Origin of the sequence: Streptomyces sp. PR69 (assembly GCF_026420845.1) — a bacterium.
GTDB lineage: Bacteria > Actinomycetota > Actinomycetes > Streptomycetales > Streptomycetaceae > Streptomyces.
On record NZ_JAOWCB010000010.1, the window covers coordinates 125,813 to 145,847 of the forward strand.

Genomic DNA, 20,035 nt, shown 5'->3' on the forward strand with positions numbered 1-20,035 from the left:
ACATGTATGTAGATATACGAGCGGGTGGCGGGTATGTCTCACCGCATCCGGCTCCATCACCATGACCGCGCTCTGCGCACTGGCCGCCATCCTGGTCGCCGGTCTCGCGGCACTGGCCGACCACGCCTGACCGGCTGCCGCCCGGCTCACAGAGGTGTCGCGGCGTGCAGGATGAGGACCATCGTCACCGCGGAGTTCGCGGACGACATTGCGGACGCTGCCGTACCCGCGGCCGCACCCCACACCGCCAGCCCCACCGAGGTGAACACCGACGGCCAGCTGCGCACCGCGGGCGCCGGACCGAGCAGAGCGGCCACCCGGCGCGGCACCGGCCCTGGCGCCGCGAGACCCGCCAGCGTCGCCACCGGGGTGCCCCGGGATACGAGCGCCGCCTTGCCGATCGCGTGCGCCACCGTCCGGCGGCTGCCGACCGCATTGGCCGCCTCCTCGTCCGCCCACCGCTCGGCCGTATACGACACCGCTGTGCGCAGCGGGCGCAGGAACGGGTTGGCGCGCGCGGCCAGTTGCACGGCGAGCAAGTAGCGGTGGTGCTGGGCGGCGAGGTGGGCCCGCTCATGGGCGAACAGGGCGCGCCGCTCGGCCGGTTCGAGGCAGTCCAGCAGAGCGGTGGTCACCACGACCCGGCGCCGTCGGCGGCCGGGCAGCGCGTACGCGTACGGAACCTGGTCGGGCAGGACCGCTACCTCCCTGTCAGGCAGGCCGGCCAGCGCCCGATGGGCGCGGCGACGCACCCGGCCGTGCCGCCACAGCGTGCGGCCACAGGCCACCACCACCAGGCACAGAGCCGGGATGGCAGCCTTGCCGGCCACCTCGTCGTACGGCACCGCCTCGCGCACCTCGGGATCCGACCAGCCGTCGGGCAGTGGGTTGCCGGGCAGCTGGGCGGTGCCGACCACCATCACCAGCCCCAGACACACCGTGCTGCACACCGCCATGACCGCGGCCACCCCGGTCAGCAGCCGCGTCGCGGTCCGCGGATGCAGCCGCTGCTCGGCCAGACGCGCGATCGGCCAGGCACTTAACGGCAGGACCAGCGGCAGAAAGACGAACACCCCCATGAGGCTTCAGTCTTCCCCTTCGCTCCGGGGCTGACCCAGCAGTTCGCGCAGCAGCCGCTCGTCGTCCGGACCGAGCCCGGTGATGAAGCTGGCCAGCACGGCCTCCCGATCGCTCTCGGCGTCCAGCACCTTGCGCATCTTGTGCGCGGCCAGGCCCGCCTGATCCGACGCGGGCGTCCACGCGAAGGACCGGCCCGCCCGCTCGCGTGTGACGGCCCCCTTGGCCAGCAGCCGGGTCAGGATCGTGATCACGGTCGTGTAGGCGAGATCCCCGCCGAGCCGCTGCTGCACCCAGCCGGCCGTGGCCGGGCCGTTCGCCTCCCGCAATGCCGACAGGACGAGCGCCTCCAGCTCACCCTGCCCCCGCCGCCGGGAACCCCGCCGGTCATCCGCCACGCCCTGTCTCCCTTCCGCCGACCCGAGATCACGAGCGGTCCATCGTATGGGGGCCTGACCGCCGCTCATCGCGCGCCAGTCCGCCATCAGGACATCTACAGAAGTGTAGAAGACAGGCTTCCGGGTGCATGCTTCCGTACTCTCTACAGTCCTGTAGATTCAGATCTGGGTCCCCTGGGCCCTGATCTGACGTATCGAGAAGGAGGACGCAGTGGGAGTTTCCCTGGCCAAGGGCGGCAACGTCTCTCTCAGCAAGGAGGCGCCCGGCCTGACAGCCGTCCTGGTCGGCTTGGGCTGGGACGTACGCACGACCACCGGTGCCGACTACGACCTCGACGCCTCCGCCCTCCTGCTGGATGTCTCCGGCAAGGTGCTGTCGGACCGGCACTTCGTCTTCTACAACAACCTCACCAGCCCGGACGGCTCGGTCGAGCACACCGGCGACAACCTCACCGGCGAGGGCGAAGGCGACGACGAGGCCATCAAGGTGAACCTCGCCGCGGTACCCGGCGAGGTCGACAAGATCGTCTTCCCGGTCTCCATCCACGACGCCGAAAGCCGCGGCCAGAGCTTCGGCCAGGTGCGCAACGCCTTCATCCGCGTCGTCGACCAGGCCAGCGGCGCCGAGATCGCCCGCTATGACCTGTCCGAGGACGCCTCGACCGAGACGGCCATGGTGTTCGGAGAGCTGTACCGCCACGGCGCGGAGTGGAAGTTCCGCGCCGTGGGACAGGGTTATGCCTCCGGGCTGGCCGGGATCGCCGCCGACTTCGGCGTGAACGTCTGAGACCGGACGGATCGCCCGGCCGGGCCTGCTCCTCGGCAGTGGGCCCGGCACGGCGCCCCCGCTCAGCGGCGCCGAAGCACCCCATCCCTCAGGAGAGCACGTGTCCGACCCGCTCTGCCTCCGTCCCGAGGACCGGGCGGACTTCGAGACAGTACTGCACCTGGCGTTGAACACCCAGGACATTCGAAGAGCTGTTCGCGCCGATCCGACCGGTCGTGCCGCCGCCCGTCTGCGCGTACGGGTGCTCGCCGACGCCGACGAGATCGCCGGCGCCGCACAGGGCGAGTACCGCAGGTACCTCACCCTGGACGCGTCCGCCGGAGAGGAGCCGCCGCGCTACCCCATGGACGGCAGCGTGTTGCCCGCCCTCGCCGTGCTCACCCCCCTCGTGGCCGGCTCGTCGGCCGCGGTCCTGCTCGTGCTCGGTTACGTGCTCCGACTGTCGGATTCCCAGGGGTCATTGCCCGGACCGCTCGTTACCGCCGGCTGGATCCTCGCGCTGGTCGCTGCCGCGAGCGCGCTCACCGCCCTCGGTGCGATGCTGGCCGTGGCGATACGCGGGCGCCGCGGATCCGCGCACCCTGCCCGCCTGGAGCAGGCACGGCTGGAGTGGCAGCAGGCCCTGCTGGCCCGCGGCATGCTGCCCTGCCTGCGCCGATACATCGCTGAGGACCCGTCCCTCCGCCCCGCACCGACTACATCCGCCGCCGACTCCAACGGCGCTCCCCCTGCGCCGACCGACTAGCACCCGTACGAACTCGAAGGAGACAAGCACCCTCATGTCGATCAACCTGAGCAAGGGCCAGCAGATCAGTCTGAGCAAGGCCGACGGCAATGCCCTGACCTCCGTCCGCATGGGCCTGGGCTGGCAGGCCGCACCCCGCAAGGGCTTCCTTGCCAAACTGACCGGCGGAAGCGAGATCGACCTGGACGCTTCGGCCGTACTCTTCGCCGCAGGGCAGCCGGTGGACGTCGTCTTCTTCCAGCACCTGGTCAGCGACGACGGCTCCGTCCGGCATACGGGCGACAACCTCACCGGCGGCGCCGGCGCCGGAGGCGACGACGAAGCAATCCTCGTCGAACTGGCCCGCGTGCCCGCGCACGTCGACCAGATCGTCTTCACCGTCAACTCCTTCACCGGCCAGACTTTCGCCGAGGTGCAGAACGCCTTCTGCCGCCTGGTCGATGAGACTGCGGGCGCCGAACTGGCCCGCTACACCCTCACCGGCGGCGGTCACCACACCGCCCAGATCATGGCGAAGGTCTACCGCACGGGTGGCGGCTGGCAGATGAAGGCCATCGGCGAACCCGCCACCGGCCGCACCTTTCAGGACCTGCTCCCGGCGATCGCCCCCCACCTGTGACGGAATCCGATTCTCCTGCAAAGATTCGGAGCCGCAGTGAGCGATCACTCCACGCGAACGGACGGCTCAGCTCAGGAGGATGGTCATGTCCTCGGCGCTATGTCCGGCTGAGGCGGGAGAGCAGCCCCCGGTGCGCCCACCCTGTCCGGCGCAGACCCGTCCAGATGCAGCAAGCAGCCATGCCGATTCCCAGCGCGGTCGCACCGAGCGGGGACGAAACGGCACCCATCACGGCAATGCCGATCACCACGACGACGAGACCGTCAAACTGCCAGACCAGAACGCGCAGTCCGGAGAGGTCGCCGAACGGCGTGATGATCGGGAGCAGCAGCTCCAGCGGCAGCTGCAGCTTCATCTCGCGCAGGAACCTGGCGCTGAGCACCAGCGCCGTTGACGCCGCGGCGAGGAGGGCCGTGTTCACCAGGCGTCCGCCGTGCGGCGGCCACTGGGTCGTGATCGCGAGGCCGCCTCCCAGGACTACTCCGGTCACTACGGCGACGACCGGCCATGCCAGCGTGCGGGCGAGCATCCCGCCCGACCGCTCACCGAACAGGGGGGCCAGGGTCAACTCGTCGCGCAGGCCGCGCCAGGTCTCGCTCACCCATCCGGATCCCAGGTATACGGAGACCGATCCGGCCACCCACGACAGCGACGCCGGGATGCCTGTCGGCCCGGCGGCTCCGAGGGTCAGCAGGGCGCCGCCGATCAGCAGGAACACCGCGGCTGCCAGCGCGCGACCGGGCGTCCGCAGCGCTCGCGTCGCGCCCTGAGCGATATGGCCGCGAAGGCGTCCATCCGACCGGAGCAGAGCCGACGTGAGTCCTCGCGGCTCCGGCCGGTACAGGTCGAGCGCATGGTGGAGCGTTCCCGTCCAGGCATACGCCTGGGCCTGGGAGGCGCGCGCCGACTCGCGCGCGAGCCTGCCGAGGTCGACCGTCCGGATCGACCGGAAGGCAGCCCGTCCGAGGCACACGGCCGCGGTCGCCAGCACACCGGCGACGAGCCACAGGCCGCCCCCGCCGTCCAGAGCCGTCCTGCTCAGCACCGTCACGATGAGCGCCACAGCGCCCGCAGCAGAAGCGAGCAGGAGGTTGTCCGGCACCGCTCGGACCTGGCCCCACAACCAGGCTGCCGAGGCGACGGCGCAGAGCCCCGCCGCGACCGCGAGACTCTGTAGCGCGGTGTCGAGACGATCGAAGAGGTCAGTGATGAGGTACGCCGTCGTGACCACCGACAGCAGCGTGGACATGCCCGCATACACCAGTCGGCGGCGGGCGATCGCGCCGAGGTAGTGCGCCGGGGACAGGTCCGTGGACACGAACACGTGCAGCAGGAACGGCTGGAGCACCAGCGGTCCCCAGAACCGGCCGGCGAGCTGGGCGCACCAGCACGCTGCCGCCGCGAGCCCGCAGGCCACGGGAGTCGCCCCGGCGAGAGACCCCACGGGCAGGAGCGCCGGCGAAGTGCTCGCCGCGTACACGACCGGCACTAGGTAGAAGACGGCGAACAGGGCGACGAGATAGACGGCGTACGCGCGGCCACGCACCGTGGCGCGCCCGCCGCGGCGGGCGTACCGGTGCCACACGGCGTGGACGCGGGTTCTGGCATCCGAGTCGAGTGGTGCGATGCTGTGCGTCGTCATCCCAACTCCACGCGGCCGTCGCACGCGTCCACCAAGCTGCTCTCGTGGGTGGCGACCAGGAACGCCGTGCCGTTTCTCGCCCGTTCGGTGAGCAGCGTGGCCACCAAATCGACGCGGTGACTGTCGAGGTGCCGCTCGGGCTCGTCGAGCAGCACGACGTCGGCAGGACGAACCAACACCGCTGGATGCGCAAGATTTTGTGAGACCGTATCCGGGCCGGTGGTAGCGAATGACCGTGTGGTCGAGAGCCAGACGTTCCGCAACCCACTCCCACGATTCCAGCGACTGCCCCAGGCCATCGGGCTGCTCCCGCCGCAATGGCGGTGCCTGTCCGTGGTCGACCACGACCGGATCGCGCTGGGCGTCCCGTACGGCGTGTTTCCGGGCACCCCGGACGAGCTGCGCGCGCGGCTCGAACGGGTCGTCACCGACAGCGCGCTGACCGGCTGGAGCCTCGCACCCTGAGCCCTGAGCCTCAGGTCCAGCGCACTGCGCCTTTAAGTCTCGTGCGCCCTGCGGCGGCTGCGTCGGCGCCGCAGGGAGGGCGGTAAGGGATGCCGGGCAGATGGCGCCGCCACTCGCCCCTGGTGATCCGCGGTCGCGCCACGGCGCACACCCGGTCGGCGACGCGGTCGGCGTCCGTCTGCCACAGCCGCAGCGTCCAGTCGTTGGAGCCGGTCGCCAGGGTGCCGCCGCGCGGGCTGAACGCTGCCGCGCTGACCGCCTCCGTGTGTCCTTCCAGGGTCGCGAGCCGCCGGGGGCGGGCGGGGTCCGCGATATCCCAGAGCCGGGCCGAACCGCCGTTGCCGACCGTCGCCAGCGTGCCGCCGTTCGCGCTGAAGGCTGTGGCGTAGACGGTGTCGGCATGCCCCTCCAGCCGGGCCAGCGCCCGCGGCCGGCGGAGATCGCCGATGTCCCACAGCCGCGCCGTGTGATCGCTGCCGGCCGTGGCCAGGAGCCGTCCCCCCGGACCGAACGCCACCGACTTGACCATGTCGGTGTGCCCTGTGAGCCGGGCCAGCGCCCGCGGCCGGGCGGCGTCGGCGATGTCCCACAGGCGCACGGTCCGATGGCGGCCGGCCGCCGCCAGCACCCGGCCGTCAGGGCTTACGGCCACCGATTCCAGCGGTCCGTCGCCGCGCAGGACCGCACGGGACCGTGCGCGCCCCGTCGCGGACACCCCCCAGAGCCGTACCGCGCCGTCCACACCTCCGCTGATCAGCAGCGTCCCGTCCGGGTGGAAGGCCACTGAGCTGACGGCTCCCGTGTGGCCCCGCAGCACCTGCTCCTTCCGCCCCTCGCCGTTCGGGCGCATGCGCCACAGCCGCACCGCGTGGTCGAGGCTTCCGCTGGCCAGCAGCGTTCCGCCGGGGTGGAAGGCCACCGAGTTGACGGCTTCCGTGTGGCCCCGCAGGACGTCTTTCTCCCGCGCCTCGCCGTTCGGGCCCACCCGCCAGATCCGCACCGTACGGTCATAGCTGCCGCTGGCCAGCAGCGTTCCGCCGGGGTGGAAGGCCAGCCCGTAGACGGAGCTCAGATGGCCGACGCCACCCGGTGCGGGCAGGTCCCACAGCCGTACCGTGTGGTCGTCTCCGCCGGTGGCGAGGGTGCGGCCGTCCGGGCTGAACGCCATGGCCCCGATCGCCCCGGTGTGACCCGTGAGCGTACGCAGCAGGCGCGGCCTCCGCGGATCGCGGACGTCCCAGAGGTGGACCAGACGGTCGACGCCGACCGTGGCCAGGGTGCCGCCGTCCGGGCTGAAGCCGACCGCGCGCAGGGTGTCGCCGTCGCCCCGGAACGTCGCCAGCTCGGCGGGACGCCCGGTGTCGCCCATGCGCCACAGCCGCACGGTACGGTCCCGGCTCCCGGTGGCGAGGGTGCGGCCGTCCGGGCTGAAGGCCACCGTGGTCAGCGGGCTGTCACCGGCCATAGTGAGCGAGGCGGGCGAGGCGGGCGAGGCGGGCGAGGCCGGCGAGGCCGGCGAGGCCGGCGAGGCCGGCGTGGCGGGTGCGGCAGGCGGCGGCGCGCTCCCGGTGTCGGTTCCCCACAGCCGTACGCCCCCGTCCGCTCCGGCGGCCGCCACACGGGAGCCGTCCGGCTGGAAGGCGACCGCCGTGACACCGCCCCCGGGATCGTCCCAGACGCGGGCGTCGGTCAGCCCGGAGCCGCGGCGCACCTCCCAGCGGCGGATCTCCGGCCCGTCGCCCGCGGCCACCAGAGTGTGCCCGTCCGGGCTGAAGGCGAGCGCCCGCGGGCGGTGCGCGAGGGCTGCCGCGCCCAGGGCGGCGGGGCGGGAGGCGTCGGACACATCCCACAGCCGCACCGTACGGCCGGGGCCCGCGGTCACCAGCATGCGCCCGTCCGGGCCGAACGCGACGGCCGCGGCCCCGCGGGCGGCGGCCTCGTCGGCGGGCGGTTCCGGTCCGGCGGCCTCCCCGTCGGCGGGCGGTTCCGGTCCGGCGGCCGACAGCTTCCCCAGTTGCCGGGCGCGATGGGGGTCGGCGACGCCCCACACACGCACCGTCCCGTCGTCCTCGGCGGCGGCCAGCCGCCGCCCGTCCGGGCTGAACGCCACGCTTCCCACCGGACCCGCGGGCCCGGTGAGCAGCGTGGCGTACGGGGACGCGGAGGTCTCCAGCAGACTGCTGCGCGCCTCGGCAGTCGGCGCCAGCCGGAAGGCCGCGAGCGAGATCTGCGCGGCCAGCGCCGGGTTGCCTGCCCGCAGCGCCGACGCCACCTCGGCGGAGCGCTGTGAGACGGCGATATTGCGCTGCTGCGCCGCCTCCCGCTGCGCCCTGACCGCATAGGCGGTGGCGATCGAGGTGCAGACGAGCAGCAGCGCGAGGAGCGCGGCCAGCCTGCGGGTCCGCCGGTGCCTGCGGCGTACACCGGCCGCCTCCTCGTCCCGCGCGGCCCGGCTGGCGTCGAGGAAACGCCGCTCACGGGCGGAGAGCAGCGGGGAGTTCCGGGCGGCCCACTCCAGGGACATATCGAGCCGGGCCCCGCGCAGCAGCGCCCCGGCGTCGTGGCCCAGCGACTCCCACAGCCGGACCGCCTCGGAGAGCTGCCGGTGCAGGCGCAGGCCCGCGCGGTCCTCGGCGAGCCAGCGGTGCAGTCTGCTCCAGCCGCGGATCAGGGTCTCATGGCCGAGATCGACGCCGCCGCGGTCCAGCGTGATCAGCCGCGCGGCGGCCAGCCGTTCCAGCACGGCCTCGGTGTCGGGGTCGCCGTCCAGCTCGTCGCGGCTGATGCGGCGCTTGGTGTCCTCGGTGCCCTCGCCGGGGGCGACAAGGCGGAGCAGCACATGCCGGGCCTTCTCCTGCTGCCGGGGCGGCAGCTCTGCGTAGAGCCGCTCGGCGGTAAGCGACAGGGCGCCGTCGATGCCGCCGGTCGTCCGGTAGCCGACCAGGGTCAGGGCATTGCCGCGACGCCGTCGCCAGGTCTCCAGCAACGCGTGCGAGAGCAGCGGCAGGGCGGCCGGGCGGCCGGCGGCCTGGGCGGTGAGCTCCGCCAGCAGCGCGCTCTCCACCGTGCAGCCGGCGCGTACGGCGGGCCGGACGACGGCGCGGCGCAGCTCGTCGCCGCTCATCGGCCCGAGCGGGAAGGAGGCGTCGCCGAGGACCTCGGCCAGCGGGCCGCAGTCCACGCAGTGCGGATAGAAGTCGGCCCGCGCCCCGAGCACCACCCGGCAGCGGCCGGGCTGTGCGGCGGCCGCCGCGAGGAGCGCGTCGATGAAGCGGGAGCGCTCTTCCGGCTGCTCGCAGAGCGTGAAGACCTCCTCGAACTGGTCGACGACGATGAGCAGTTCACGGGAGGTAAAGCAGTCGGGCAGCTCCTTGCCGATGACCCGGTGCAGCCCATGGGGGTCGGCGGCCAGCTCGCTGTGGAGGTCCGAGGGCGAGCCGCCCGTCAGCCTGCTCAGCTGCACGGCGCATTCCTGGAGGGGGTGGGTGCCGGGGGTGAGCAGCAGCGCCGCCCCGTCCTCCGACTGCCAGCGGGGGAGCAGCCCGGCCCGCAGCAGTGACGACTTGCCTGACCCGGAGGCCCCGAAGACCACCAGGAAGCGGCTGTGGTCCAGCCGCTCCCGCAGGGCGTCCACGGCCGCCTCCCTGCCGAAGAAGCGCTCCGCGTCCGCGGGTTCGTATGCGGCCAGCCCCACATAGGGCGCATCGCCCTCATCGTCCGGCCGGGCCGCCGGCCGATGGGCCGCGGCCGGCTCCGCGAGATCCTGCCAGCGGCGCTCCCATTCGACGGGGTCGCCGCCGCAGGCCCGTACATACGCCAGCGTCACCGCGAGGCTCGGAAGTCTGCGGCCGCCCGCCGCCTCGGACAGCGCGGCCGGCGAGTAGTGCGTACGCGACGCCAGTTCACGGTAGGTCGGGGAGCCCGCGCGCCGCCGCAGCCGACGCAGTGCGGCCGCAAAGTGCAGTAACGGGCTGTCTCCCTCGTCCAGCGGGCGCTCTCCGCGTGGCATCGCTCACCACCGCTCGGGCCATTGTTCACGGTCCGTTGTTCACTACCCCGGCCCCGGCCGTGAACAACCTCGCACCGGCTAGACAGAACGTCGCCGACGGTCCCGAACGGTCACGAACGCGAAGAGGAGGCACGGATGAGGACACAGATCTTCCGGCGACGCCCGGCCGGAACCCCGGGCCGCCGCCGGGCGGCGGCGGGCCTGCTGCTCGGGGCGGCCATGACCGCGGTCACGCTGCTCGCCGTGTCCCTGACGGCGTCGTCACGCACCGGGGACACCGGGAACACCGGGGACACCAGGAACACCGGGGATACCAGGAACACCGGGGATACCAGGGATATGGAGCCGACGGCACGTCCCCTGACCGACCGGGAGACCGCCCTGCTCGACCGTGCCGAGCAGCTGCTGCTGCGGGCCTGCATGCGGGAGCACGGCTTCGTCTACCAGCCCGCCGAGCCGCACCGGGCCACCGCCCCAAGGGAGTTCCCCTATGTCATCGACGACCCCCGGTGGGCCGCCAGGCATGGCTATGGCACCGCGCTGCGGGCCGAACTCGACGAAGCCCGCAGAAACGACCCCAACCAGCGCTACTTCCGCAGCCTTCCCGCCGAGCGCCGGGCCGCCGCCCTCCGCGCGGCCAACGGCGAGAACCCCCGGGGGCTGACCGCGCGCACCCCCGACGGCCTGGTGCTCACGCGCAGCGCCGACGGATGCCGGTCCACGGCAGAGCGCGAGCTGTACGGCGACCTCGCTGCCTGGTTCCAGGCCCGGTCCACCGTCGAGTCCCTCGACTGGATGCGCCGGGAGAGGGTGACGGCCGACCCCCGGTACACCGCCGCGGTCGCCGACTGGGCCCGCTGTATGCGGGCCCAGGGCCATCCCCACGAGAGCCCGGCGGCGCTGCGTGCCTCGCTGCCCGCGCCTGAGCGCGCCCTCCCCGCCGACGAGGAGCTCCCCGCCGCCGAAGAGAAGGAACTGGCCACGGCGGAGGCGCGGTGCGCCCTGGACACCGGCCTCGCCGAGACGGCCCGCACGCTCGACGCACAGCACGCCGATGAACTCCAGCGACAGCACCGGTCCGCGGTGGACACCGCACGGCGGCTGCAGCTGGCAGCACTGCCCCGAGCCGCGCGGATCACCGCGCAGACGGCCGACGGGCGGTGAGATCCGCACAACCCGTCCATCCGCACACAACCGCACACATCAGCACACGACCTACGGAGAGAACCATGATGAACACCGGCCGCCTCAGCCTTGCCGCGGCGACGCTCACCCTAGCCGCCCTCACCGCCCTCACCGCCCTCACCGCCGTCCCCTCGGCCAACGCGGCCCCGGCCGGAGAGTCCGCACCCCGGCCCACCGCCGCACCGGTGTCCGCCGCAGCCCCCGACGGCCATCTGCACGCGTACTTCGACATCAACTTCCGGAACTACTGCGGCGGCTGGGTCGGCAATGCCGGCAACTGGGGCCAGTGCCGCAACAAGGCATCTTCCCTGTGGAACAACGGTTACCCCGGCAACCTCGACGACGTCTGGGTGCACTGGGACACGGGCTGCCGTGGCGCGCGGCGCGGAGTGCACAACGGGGTCGCTCTCGCCGACCTGAGGCGGTGGACGTTCGACCGCAACACGGGACCCGGCTCCGGAGAGGCGCTCAACGACAACATCTCCTCCCACTGCTGGACCAATCTGCCGTGAGGCTGCCGGGCCGCCGTCCAGGCGGTCCTGACCGACACAGGGCCCGTGCTCCGCAACGTATCCGCGGAGCACGGGCCCTGCGCCCTGTCAGCACCGTGCGTCCAGCGGGTGGCCCAGGACTTCGCCGTCCAGCTCGGCGTACGCGCGCCGCAGATTGCCCACGATCCGTTCGGGAGCCGCCGTCAGATGCCCGAAGTCGCCCGGGCCCGCCGCCCTGGCGGCCTGAAGCGGGGTGAGGTCCTGTGACCAGCCTTTGAGGGCGACGGACTGGATCCACCGCAGATATGCCTCGGTCTCGTCGAACGCCTCGGGGCCGCAGACCCGGCCGTGTCCGCAGACCACGGTGCGCGCCCCCAGAGCGCGCAGCGTCCCGACGGCGCGGAGCATGCCTTCGACGGACCCCAGCAGGGCGGAGGGCGCCGTGCCGCAGGACACGACGCCGCCGGCGAAGAGGAGTCCGTCGCCGGGGAGCCATGCGGCGATGTCATGGGCGGTGTGCGCGGGGCCGCAGGACAGCAGCTCGATCCGCCGCGGGCCGCAGTGCACCGTGAGCCGGTCGTCGAAGGTGACGGACGGCTGGGCGGCGCCGGCGTCCCTCCCCGCACGGGCCAGGGTGTGCGCGATGACGACCGCGCCGGGGAAGGCGGCGCCGCCGAAGGGGTGGCCACCGCAGTTGTGGGTGCTGACGACCGTCCGTACGGGCCCGGCGTCCAGGGTCCTGACGGATCTGGCCAGCCTCCGGGCACGGGCCTCGGGCACGGCCGCGCCGATGACGGTCACCCCGTCCGGGCCCGCGACGACGCCCGCGACGACGCCCGCGCAGTCCGGGGTCCCGCCATGGTCCGGTTCGGCGTACGCGAACACGCCGTCAGCGAGCGCGGTCAGCTGCGCGGGCCTGTCGCCGAAGGCCCGCGGCCGCAAGGGCACAACGGTGGAGCGCTCCCCGTGGCGGGGTTGCGGTCTTGGCATAACGGGCCCTTTCCGACGGGCTGGTGTGGAGTGCGGGTTCGGTCGGGGAACCCGGACGGGGCGCAGGGTCAGGGCGTCGGGGCCAGCGCGCCGAGCCTGCCGTTCTCCCCGGCCTGAACCGCGCCCTGAGCCCCGGTCCCTGCCCCCGCCCCTGCCCCGGTCTGAACCCCGGGCGACGCCACCGCGCCGAGCAGAAACTCCTCGTGCAGGGCGGACACCGCTCGCGCGCAGTCCGCGTCCCGCACGGTCGCGGAGATCCGCGCCTGCGAGGCGGCGATGGAGAGGGGCTCGATCCCGGAGGCGACCAGCGCCGTCAGCATCCGGCCCGCACACCGGGGATCGCTCAGCAGACCCGCGCCCACGACGGAGACCTTCGCCACGCGCGCGTCGACGGCCACCTCGCACGGAAACGCGGTCAGCACGCTCATTGCGGCGTCGACGTCCTTGCGGGCCACGGTGAAGTCCCAGCCGTGCCGTCCCGAGCGGTCGGTGAACCGGGTCACCACATCGACGGTGACCGAGGCTTCGGCGAGCAGGGAGAAGCCCTCCGCCCCGAACGGCGGGGCGTCGGAAGAGGCGGCGCCCATGGTGATCCTCGCGCTGTCGGGGTCATGGGCCACAGCGATCACTCGGTCATCGGATTCCAGCATCTGGGTTCCCTTCCAGTCCGAGACCACGACGGTCCCGGGGCGGCGGTTGAAGGCACTGCGCACGCGGATGTCCACGCCCGCGCGTCCGGCAAGTTCCACCGCGCGCGTGTGCAGCACGCGCGCGCCGGCGTAGGCCATCTCCGCCATGACGCTGTTGCGGACGGAGGGGATCGGCTGAGCGTCGGGCACGAGGCGTGGATCGGCGGAGTGGATTCCGTCGACGTCGGTGTAGATCTCGCAGCATTCGGCGTCCAGTTCGACGGCGAGCGCCACGGCCGAGGTGTCCGAGCCGCCCCTCCCGAGGGTGATCACATCCCCTGCTTCGTTCACCCCCTGGAAGCCGGCCACGACGGCCACCTGGCCGCGGGCCAGGGCCTGGCGCACCTTCGTCGCGTCGATCCGTGCGATGCGCCCGTCGGCATGCGCCCCGGAGACCTCGAACCCGGCCTGGCCTCCCAGCAGCGACAGCGCGGAGACGCCCATGTCGTCCAGCGCCATGGCCAGCAGGGCGGCGGAGCGCGCCTCTCCGGTGGCCAGCAGCTGGTCGAGCTCCCTGGGCGGCGGCACGGCGGCGGCGGTGAGCGCTTCCTCGACGAGCCGGTCGGTGGAGTCTCCCCGTGCGGAGACGACGACCACGGTCGCGTACCCCTGCCGGCGCACTTCGGCGACTCTCCGCGCGATCTGGGCGAGCCGCTCGGGGGTGGCGCCCATCGATGTCCCGCCGAATTTCAGGACGCGGATCGGCCCTGTCGTGCCAGCTGTGTCAACCGTGCCAGCTGTGTCAGCCGTGGCAGGGGGACGCCGAGACGCGGAGCGAGCGGATTTCATCGGATCAAGCCCTTTCAGGAGTGCGCCGGCGCCTTCGCCGGCTCTGTGGCGGTGGCGTCGGTGGAGGTGACGTCCGTGGGGGTGACGGCGGCGCAGGCCGCCATGGCGGTGAAGTGGCGGCGGAACACCACGACGAGGACGGTGGCGGCGAGCGCGGCGGCGGCGCCCCCGAGGAAGGAGACCGGGCCGAGACCGGCGCCGATGAGGGCGAGGCCGGCCACCACGGCGAGCGACTCGGCCAGGCCCCATACGAAGGTCAGCGTGCCGATGGCCAGCGCGGGGCGGCCGCCGGAGATGCCCACGGCCAGCGTCTGGTAGACGGGTCCGTAGATCATCTCGCCGAGCGTGATGCCCAGCACCGCCAGCAGCATGACCGGCATGCCGGCTCCGGCGGCGACCAGCAGCGCCGTGCCCGCGCCCAGGGCCAGGTTGGAGATCACGACAAGCGCCGGTTCGCCCAGGGTGCGCGACCACCGGGTGACCAGTGCCTGGAGCAGCACGATGGCCACGCTCCCGGCGGCGAACAGCAGCCCGACGCTCCGCGCTCCCAGCAGCGGGGTCGCATAGGCGGAGAACACCCCGTAGAACTGCGCATACGCCACGGTGGTGAGGAAGTTGGCCGCCAGCAGGATCGCCACGACACGTCTGCCGGGCGCGGCGGGCCGCGCGGCGGCCGGTGCGCCGGAGGGCGGCGCGCTCCGCCCGGCCAGACGGGCGGCCAGCAGGATGCCGACCGCGGCGAAGCCGATCGGGGCCAGCGCGTAGAAGCGCTCCGAAGCGGTGTAGGCCAGCGAGGAGACCAGGGGAGCCAGTCCCCCCGCGGCGTTCAGCGCGATGTTCTCGTAGGAGAAGGCTCTGCGCGTCTGGGCCGAGTCGAATTGATGGACGATCAGGGTCAGTTGGGCCAGCGTGGCGAGGGAACTGGCCAGGCCGAACACCATGGAGAGAAGCAGCCAGCCGGCCAGCGAGCGGACGGAGAGCAGCCCCATCAGGCACATGGCGGCCGCGGCCGCCGCTATCGCCGCCTGTGAGCCGATGATGAAGTTCCGCTCGCTGCCGGGTCGCAGCACCCGGACGAACGCCAGCGAACCGAGCCGGTTGGCGAGGACCGCCGCCCCGACGATCAGCCCGACGCCGCCGGCCGTGAACAGCCCGCTGTCGAGCAGCCACACGGGGAAGAAGGGATAGAGAACGCCCCATGCGCCATAGCTGAAGAACCGCAGGACGTACGGCGTCCAGCCGCCGGGCGGCTTTCTCTGCTCGCCGGTCCCGGCGTCGCCGCTCGTGACGTCGCCGCTCGTGACGTCGGCGGTCCTGGCGTCGCCGGTCATGACGTCGGCGTCCAGGCAGGGCGTCGCGGGCCGTCGGCGGTGTGGACGACGATGCCCGCCATCTCCCGCCGGATGTCCTCAGTGGGACCGGTCAGCACGCCGACCCACGCGCTGTCGCCGGTGCCCGCCGCGCCGACGCGCCCGCCGTCGCGGACGACCTGGGTGTGCAGACAGCGTCCGCCGGGCGGCACGGACACCGAGGTGACCACGGCTTCCTGCTCCAGGCCGTAGTAGTACGCCGTCGTGGAGCGGGGCGACGGCGACGCGCCCGCGGCGTGGTAGGCGGGCGCCGGGCTCGTCGGCACGTCCGGCAGGCCCAGGGTCACCACATGGGCGAGGATTTCCGCCGGATCCAGCCCATAGGCGAGGGCGAGCTGTTCGACATGGCCGCCGCCGCCCAGCCGGCCGGCATTGGCGTCGATCAGATACGCCCGGTCCCCGGCGGCCGCGGAACCCGCGAGACCCTCCGGCGCCAGGAACTCACTGTGGAAGTAGCCCTGCGTCATGCCCGAGCGTTCGACCAGTGCCGTCACGGCGGCCCGGCACCGGTCCCTGACCGCGGGGGACAGCCGGTCGTCCGCGGGCAGCAGATTGCTGACCTCGGTCCATCCGATCCGGCCGCGCAGGGAGAAGCCGATGAAGACGACGCGCCCCTCCTCCACGTACCCCTCCAGGCTGATCAGCCGTCCGCGGATGTCCGCTTGCAGCACCCACGGATAGCCGTCGTCGTCGGGCATGCCCGATGCCGCGACCGCGTCCCGCACCGTCCGCGCGGTGGCGTCCGGGGGCAGATGTACGACCCCCTGGCCGCCCGCCTGCTCGGCGGGCTTCAGGATCCAGCCGTGGGGCGCGGGGGCTGCCGCGGCCGGGTCGACGGCGCACCGGCGTGCCTCGGCGGCGGTGAAGCGGGACGTCGGGGGGCAGTGCTCGGGGATGATCCGGGCGACCTCGGCCTTGGAGGCGAGACGGGCGGCGGCCGGATCGGGCCGGCACAGGCCGTATGCCGCCGCTGCCGCCTCGATCAGCGGGAACTTCTCGTCGAACAGACCGGTGATCGCGAAAGCGTCCTCGGTGATCGCCGGATGGTCTGCCAGCAGACGGAGCACGGCCGCCCGGTCCTCGATGTCCACCGGGTAGCAGGCGCTGCCGTGCAGAGCCGCCGCGGACTGTGCGGAGAAGGCCGTCGGGTCCAGCAGGAACACCGGCTCGTACCCGGCGGTGCGCAGCGCCTGGGGCAGGTACTTGAGGCTGACGGCGTTGACCCCGAGGATGATGATCTTCTTCATGCGTGCGCTCCCTTCAGACAGCCCCGGTCGTGGCCGTCGCGGTCGTGGCCACTGTGGGCACGGCGGTCGTGGCGGTCGTGGCGGTCGCGCGGCGGCTGATCTCTTCCAGCGCGCTCGCCCCGTAGTCGATCTCCTCGCAGGTGGTGCGCGGGCCGACGGCCAGCCGTACGGCCGCCGGCACACCGCCGCGGAGCAGATAGTGCGGGGTGTGCGCGCCGTCGATCAGCCAGCAGGCCACTGAGGCCCAGCACAGCTGTGACCACAGCTCCTCGGCGGACAGCCGCTCATGGGTGACGCAGAGGATTCCGGCGTGGTGCGTGCCGGTGGTGTGCACCCGGATGCCCGGGATCTGCCGCACCCGCTCCAGCAGCATCCGCGACAGATCGGCGATGCGCCCCCAGTCGTTGTGGCGCGCCTGCCGCAGAGCGGTGTCCAGGCCGACGACGGAGGGCACGGCCTTCTCGCCCAGCTCGAACCGCCGGGCCGTGCCGGTCAGCCGGCGGATGCCGTCGTCCTCGGCGAACGCATGGGTGTGCACATCGACGCTGGCCGGTTCGGCCACGGCGCGGAACCGCTCCGACATCACGGCGAAGCCGGTGCCGCGCGGGCCCAGAAGCGCCTTCTTGCCGGTGGCGGTCAGCAGGTCCACCGGGGTCGCGGCCAGGTCGATCGGGAGCAGCCCGGCCGACTGGCAGGCGTCGACGGCCAGCAGGGTGCGCCGCCCGCGGACCAGATCGGCCAGCGGCGCGAGCGGGGTGACGGTCCCGGTGCAGGAGGGCACATGGGTCACGGAGAACAGCGCCACATCGTCGGTGAGACGGCGGTGGCACCAGTCGAGGTCGAGGTCCCCGGCCGGGGTGAGCGGCACCTCCTCGATGGCGAAGCCGGCCTTCTTCTGGGCGTTCCGCAGCAGCAGGAGATTGCCCGCCCACTCGTACGGCGTCGTCCATACGGTGTCCCGCTCGGTGAGCGTGAGGGCGCTGACGGCACAGTGCCAGGCGCGGGTCGCCGAGTCCGACATCGCCACGTCGTCGGCGGAGCAGTGGAACAGCTCGGAAACGGCCTGGTACACACGGTCGTTCAGGACGTCCGCGTATGACCGTTCGGCGAAGTAGGAGCCGACCGAGGCCTCCAGGGCGAGGAAGCCGGCCACCGCCTGCCTGGTCTGAGCGCTCTGCAGCCCGGAGCCCGCGGTGTTCAGATAGGAGTTCCACAGAGGGGTGCGGGGGATGTGGGGTCCCGTGGACATGGGGGTCCTCCTTCAGCGGTCGGCGGCCAGCGGTCGGCGGGGGCGGAGGCGTGGGTGTGGGCGAGGGTGAGCACCTCGGCGAAGGTGGCCGACGTGGTCTGAGGCTCGCCGCCCGCGCGGCGCCAGGCCCGGTACTTCGTGGCGTAGCTGACGAGGGTCTCGGAGCCCTTCCGGCCGCGCCGGCGGGTGATGACGCCGCCCCAGAGCGCGTCCCACCGGGCGTAGGTGACGTCGTCGAGCAGGATGCGGTGGGCGCGCTTCATGTTCCAGAACGGGATGCTCATATTGAGGTGGTGCACCAGGTGGTAGTTGTCGTGGTGCCGCCCGAGCAGATAGTTCTCGATCGCCCAGCCATGGCGGTTCCTGGTCATGAGCAGCTGGGCGCGCTCACTCTCGGGCATCGGGTAGTGCTCGGCCAGCTCTGAGAGCCAGCCGACGGCGATCGCGGTCGTGAACAGCGGGACGAGCCAGAACAGCAGCAGGAGATGCCACGTTCCGGTGACGACGGCGACCGCGGTGATCGTCAGCCACTGGAGGGCCAGCACCGCGCGCTCCGTCGGCAGGCTGACGGGCATGGAGACATTGGTCTTCGGGCCCTGGTAGAAGACGCGGTCGCGGACGATGTACCTGATGTACGAGGCGGTGCGCAGTCCGAGGACCGCCAGCAGGATGTTCTCCAGGAAGAACCGCCGGTCCGACACCTGGGGGTCGTACAGACCGCAGTCGCGGTGGAACTGGTAGTCGGGGTCCTTCTCGGGGTCTCCGAGATAGCGGTGGTGGAATCCGATGTGGCTGGTGCGGTACGGCGTGTAGAGATGGAAGACGAGATATCCGGCGAACACCGTGCCGAGCGCCAGATTGAGGGCCTGGTTGCGGGCGAGCACCTTGTGGGACGACTCATGCAGCAGATTCACCAGGGCGCGCTGGGTCGATCCGATCAGGATGAGCGCCGGCGGATAGAACCACCAGGAAACCTGCAGGCAGGCCCATATGGCCGCGGCCACGACGGCGTAGTCCGCGAGGATCGCGACGGGGGCGTGCCAGTTGTCGAGCTTTCCCAGCGGCCTCAGGCGCTTGCGCACCCCGGGGGCGATGCGGCTGAAGTCGTAGTCGACATGTCCGCCGTCGACATGTCCGCTGTCGACGCGTTCGCCGCCGTCGACGTGTTCGCTTGTTCTCTCGATAGTTCTCTCGATGGTCTGAACCGGTGGCGCCATGGTCCCTCACTCCTGCTGTCGGGTCATCGCGGTCTGCGATCAGGAACGTAGGAGCCGGGACGGGCCTGCGGGCGGGGTCTACGACTTGAGTCACATGGGGTCACCCCCAAAGGCACACCGCCTCTCCAACTCCCGTTGTGGCCATGCGCCATGGACGCCGCGACCGGCCGGCGGCGGCACCTGACATAATCCGCCGCCCGCCGGTGACACGGCCTTCGGGCGTCGCCCAGCCTGCTCGACGACAGAACGGATCCGTCCTGCGAGACAGGAGCAGTCCCTGCCATGTCCGGTACGTCAGTACGCGTCCTGATCGCCGATGAAAACAGCCTGTTGCGTGAGGCGTTGTGCCTGCTGCTCGACGCGCAACCCGACATCGAGGTCGTCGCCCAGACCGGGGAGGCGGCCGAGCTCACGGGACTCGTCGCGAGCACCAGGCCCGGCCTTGTGCTCTTCGACGTCCACATGGCCCCGGCCGCCGACCGGGAGGCGATCGTCAACCGCCTGCTGCACGGCGTGCCCGCCACCCGGGTGCTGATCATGAGCATGCTGGACCACCCCGGCCTCGTCCGGTCCCTGCTGGACCTGGGCGTCCAGGGCTACCTCCACAAGAGCGTCGGCTACGCGGCCCTGGTCGCGGCGGTCCGCGCGCACAGCGGCCCGTATCAGACGGTGGCGGTCCCCATGCGTCCGCTCCCGGCGCGGGCCTCGGCCGGTCCCGCCCTCTCGGAGCGGGAGGCCGAGGTGCTCACCCTGGTGGCGACGGCCCTCAGCAACCGCCAGATCGCCCTGCGCCTGGGCATCAGCGAGGGAACCGTCAAACGGCATCTGAGCAATGTCTTCGCCAAGCTGGACGCGGTCTCCCGGCTGGACGCGGTCAACAAGGCCATGTCGCTGCGGCTGATCGAGGCCGCGGAGCAGCCGCCGCTGCGGCCTCGTACGGCGGGCAGGCAGCCGCTCGCCGCCGCGTAGCCGAGCCCGCCGAACTGCCGCCCGCCGCCCGCCGAACCGCCGTCGAGGGCCTCCTGGTGTTCCATTCCAGGAGGTCCTTCCGGCTTTTCTGCCGGAC

18 protein-coding genes are annotated in these 20,035 nt (G+C 72.4%); 7 read left to right on the top strand and 11 right to left on the bottom strand.

The window, feature by feature from the left end:
• Nucleotides 1-146: 146 nt before the first annotated feature.
• Together OF819_RS12810 and OF819_RS12815 are read right to left on the bottom strand one after the other, a co-directional pair.
• Nucleotides 147-1,079: a M56 family metallopeptidase gene (locus OF819_RS12810; RefSeq protein WP_267243592.1), complete on the bottom strand. Its 933-nt coding sequence runs from the start codon at nt 1,077-1,079 to the stop codon at nt 147-149.
• 6 nt (nt 1,080-1,085) lie between these two features.
• Nucleotides 1,086-1,475, bottom strand: coding sequence for a BlaI/MecI/CopY family transcriptional regulator (locus tag OF819_RS12815; RefSeq protein WP_267243593.1), 390 nt, complete (start codon nt 1,473-1,475; stop codon nt 1,086-1,088).
• A gap of 211 nt (nt 1,476-1,686) precedes the next feature.
• Between OF819_RS12815 and OF819_RS12820 the strand changes: the two genes are divergently transcribed.
• The 3 genes from OF819_RS12820 to OF819_RS12830 all read left to right on the top strand — a co-directional run bounded on the left by OF819_RS12820 (nt 1,687) and on the right by OF819_RS12830 (nt 3,626).
• Complete coding sequence (locus OF819_RS12820; protein WP_267243594.1) at nt 1,687-2,262, top strand: TerD family protein; 576 nt, start codon at nt 1,687-1,689, stop codon at nt 2,260-2,262.
• 100 nt (nt 2,263-2,362) lie between these two features.
• Nucleotides 2,363-3,007, top strand: coding sequence for a hypothetical protein (locus tag OF819_RS12825; protein WP_267243595.1), 645 nt, complete (start codon nt 2,363-2,365; stop codon nt 3,005-3,007).
• A gap of 34 nt (nt 3,008-3,041) precedes the next feature.
• A complete protein-coding gene (locus OF819_RS12830; RefSeq protein WP_267243596.1) occupies nt 3,042-3,626 on the top strand; it encodes a TerD family protein in 585 nt (194 codons plus the stop codon).
• Nucleotides 3,627-3,723: 97 nt separating this feature from the next.
• Here the strand turns inward: OF819_RS12830 and OF819_RS12835 are convergent, their stop codons facing one another.
• On the bottom strand, nt 3,724-5,268 hold the full coding sequence (locus OF819_RS12835) for a hypothetical protein (protein WP_267243597.1): 1,545 nt from the start codon (nt 5,266-5,268) through the stop codon (nt 3,724-3,726).
• Nucleotides 5,265-5,444 carry an ABC transporter ATP-binding protein gene (locus OF819_RS12840; protein WP_267243598.1) on the bottom strand — a complete coding sequence of 60 codons (180 nt, stop codon included), beginning with the start codon at nt 5,442-5,444 and terminating at the stop codon, nt 5,265-5,267. The genes OF819_RS12835 and OF819_RS12840 overlap by 4 nt, the downstream gene beginning before the upstream one ends.
• 61 nt (nt 5,445-5,505) lie before the next feature.
• Here OF819_RS12840 and OF819_RS12845 point away from each other — a divergent pair, with 61 nt between their 5' ends.
• A complete protein-coding gene (locus OF819_RS12845) occupies nt 5,506-5,733 on the top strand; it encodes a hypothetical protein (RefSeq protein WP_267243599.1) in 228 nt (75 codons plus the stop codon).
• Between the two features lie 10 nt (nt 5,734-5,743).
• Here OF819_RS12845 and OF819_RS12850 read toward each other — a convergent pair whose 3' ends face one another.
• Nucleotides 5,744-9,742 carry an XRE family transcriptional regulator gene (locus OF819_RS12850; RefSeq protein ID WP_267243600.1) on the bottom strand — a complete coding sequence of 1,333 codons (3,999 nt, stop codon included), beginning with the start codon at nt 9,740-9,742 and terminating at the stop codon, nt 5,744-5,746.
• Between the two features lie 135 nt (nt 9,743-9,877).
• Here OF819_RS12850 and OF819_RS12855 point away from each other — a divergent pair, with 135 nt between their 5' ends.
• Together OF819_RS12855 and OF819_RS12860 are read left to right on the top strand one after the other, a co-directional pair.
• Entirely contained in the window at nt 9,878-10,906 is a 1,029-nt protein-coding gene (locus OF819_RS12855) for a hypothetical protein (RefSeq protein WP_267243601.1), read from the top strand.
• A gap of 65 nt (nt 10,907-10,971) precedes the next feature.
• The gene (locus OF819_RS12860; RefSeq protein ID WP_267243602.1) at nt 10,972-11,439 is read left to right on the top strand and encodes a hypothetical protein; all 468 of its coding nucleotides are present in this window, start codon (nt 10,972-10,974) and stop codon (nt 11,437-11,439) included.
• An 87-nt stretch (nt 11,440-11,526) separates the two neighbouring features.
• Here the strand turns inward: OF819_RS12860 and OF819_RS12865 are convergent, their stop codons facing one another.
• From OF819_RS12865 to OF819_RS12890, 6 genes are all read right to left on the bottom strand, one after another.
• Entirely contained in the window at nt 11,527-12,366 is an 840-nt protein-coding gene (locus tag OF819_RS12865; RefSeq protein ID WP_267243603.1) for an MBL fold metallo-hydrolase, read from the bottom strand.
• Between the two features lie 110 nt (nt 12,367-12,476).
• The gene (locus tag OF819_RS12870) at nt 12,477-13,799 is read right to left on the bottom strand and encodes an aspartate kinase (RefSeq protein ID WP_267243664.1); all 1,323 of its coding nucleotides are present in this window, start codon (nt 13,797-13,799) and stop codon (nt 12,477-12,479) included.
• Nucleotides 13,800-13,900: 101 nt separating this feature from the next.
• Nucleotides 13,901-15,217 carry a hypothetical protein gene (locus OF819_RS12875; RefSeq protein WP_267243604.1) on the bottom strand — a complete coding sequence of 439 codons (1,317 nt, stop codon included), beginning with the start codon at nt 15,215-15,217 and terminating at the stop codon, nt 13,901-13,903.
• Nucleotides 15,214-16,503, bottom strand: coding sequence for an ATP-grasp domain-containing protein (locus tag OF819_RS12880; RefSeq protein ID WP_267243605.1), 1,290 nt, complete (start codon nt 16,501-16,503; stop codon nt 15,214-15,216). Before OF819_RS12880 ends, OF819_RS12875 begins: the two co-directional genes overlap by 4 nt.
• 13 nt (nt 16,504-16,516) lie before the next feature.
• Nucleotides 16,517-17,752 (bottom strand): aminotransferase class V-fold PLP-dependent enzyme, encoded by a 1,236-nt coding sequence (locus OF819_RS12885; RefSeq protein WP_267243606.1) that lies wholly within the window; start codon nt 17,750-17,752, stop codon nt 16,517-16,519.
• Entirely contained in the window at nt 17,701-18,969 is a 1,269-nt protein-coding gene (locus OF819_RS12890) for a fatty acid desaturase family protein (RefSeq protein ID WP_267243607.1), read from the bottom strand. The genes OF819_RS12885 and OF819_RS12890 overlap by 52 nt, the downstream gene beginning before the upstream one ends.
• A 282-nt stretch (nt 18,970-19,251) precedes the next feature.
• Between OF819_RS12890 and OF819_RS12895 the strand changes: the two genes are divergently transcribed.
• Complete coding sequence (locus OF819_RS12895) at nt 19,252-19,938, top strand: response regulator transcription factor (RefSeq protein WP_267243608.1); 687 nt, start codon at nt 19,252-19,254, stop codon at nt 19,936-19,938.
• The last annotated feature ends 97 nt before the right edge of the window (nt 19,939-20,035 follow it).

Bases quoted from the DNA above. Each gene is read 5' to 3' on its own strand.
- OF819_RS12810 (WP_267243592.1), bottom strand. From the start codon at position 1,079: ATGGGGGTGTTCGTCTTTCTGCCGCTGGTCCTGCCGTTAAGTGCCTGG.
- OF819_RS12830 (WP_267243596.1), top strand. From the start codon at position 3,042: ATGTCGATCAACCTGAGCAAGGGCCAGCAGATCAGTCTGAGCAAGGCC.
- OF819_RS12835 (WP_267243597.1), bottom strand. From the start codon at position 5,268: ATGACGACGCACAGCATCGCACCACTCGACTCGGATGCCAGAACCCGC.
- OF819_RS12850 (WP_267243600.1), bottom strand. From the start codon at position 9,742: ATGCCACGCGGAGAGCGCCCGCTGGACGAGGGAGACAGCCCGTTACTG.
- OF819_RS12855 (WP_267243601.1), top strand. From the start codon at position 9,878: ATGAGGACACAGATCTTCCGGCGACGCCCGGCCGGAACCCCGGGCCGC.
- OF819_RS12860 (WP_267243602.1), top strand. From the start codon at position 10,972: ATGATGAACACCGGCCGCCTCAGCCTTGCCGCGGCGACGCTCACCCTA.
- OF819_RS12875 (WP_267243604.1), bottom strand. From the start codon at position 15,217: ATGACCGGCGACGCCAGGACCGCCGACGTCACGAGCGGCGACGTCACG.
- OF819_RS12880 (WP_267243605.1), bottom strand. From the start codon at position 16,503: ATGAAGAAGATCATCATCCTCGGGGTCAACGCCGTCAGCCTCAAGTAC.
- OF819_RS12885 (WP_267243606.1), bottom strand. From the start codon at position 17,752: ATGTCCACGGGACCCCACATCCCCCGCACCCCTCTGTGGAACTCCTAT.
- OF819_RS12890 (WP_267243607.1), bottom strand. From the start codon at position 18,969: ATGGCGCCACCGGTTCAGACCATCGAGAGAACTATCGAGAGAACAAGC.
- OF819_RS12895 (WP_267243608.1), top strand. From the start codon at position 19,252: ATGTCCGGTACGTCAGTACGCGTCCTGATCGCCGATGAAAACAGCCTG.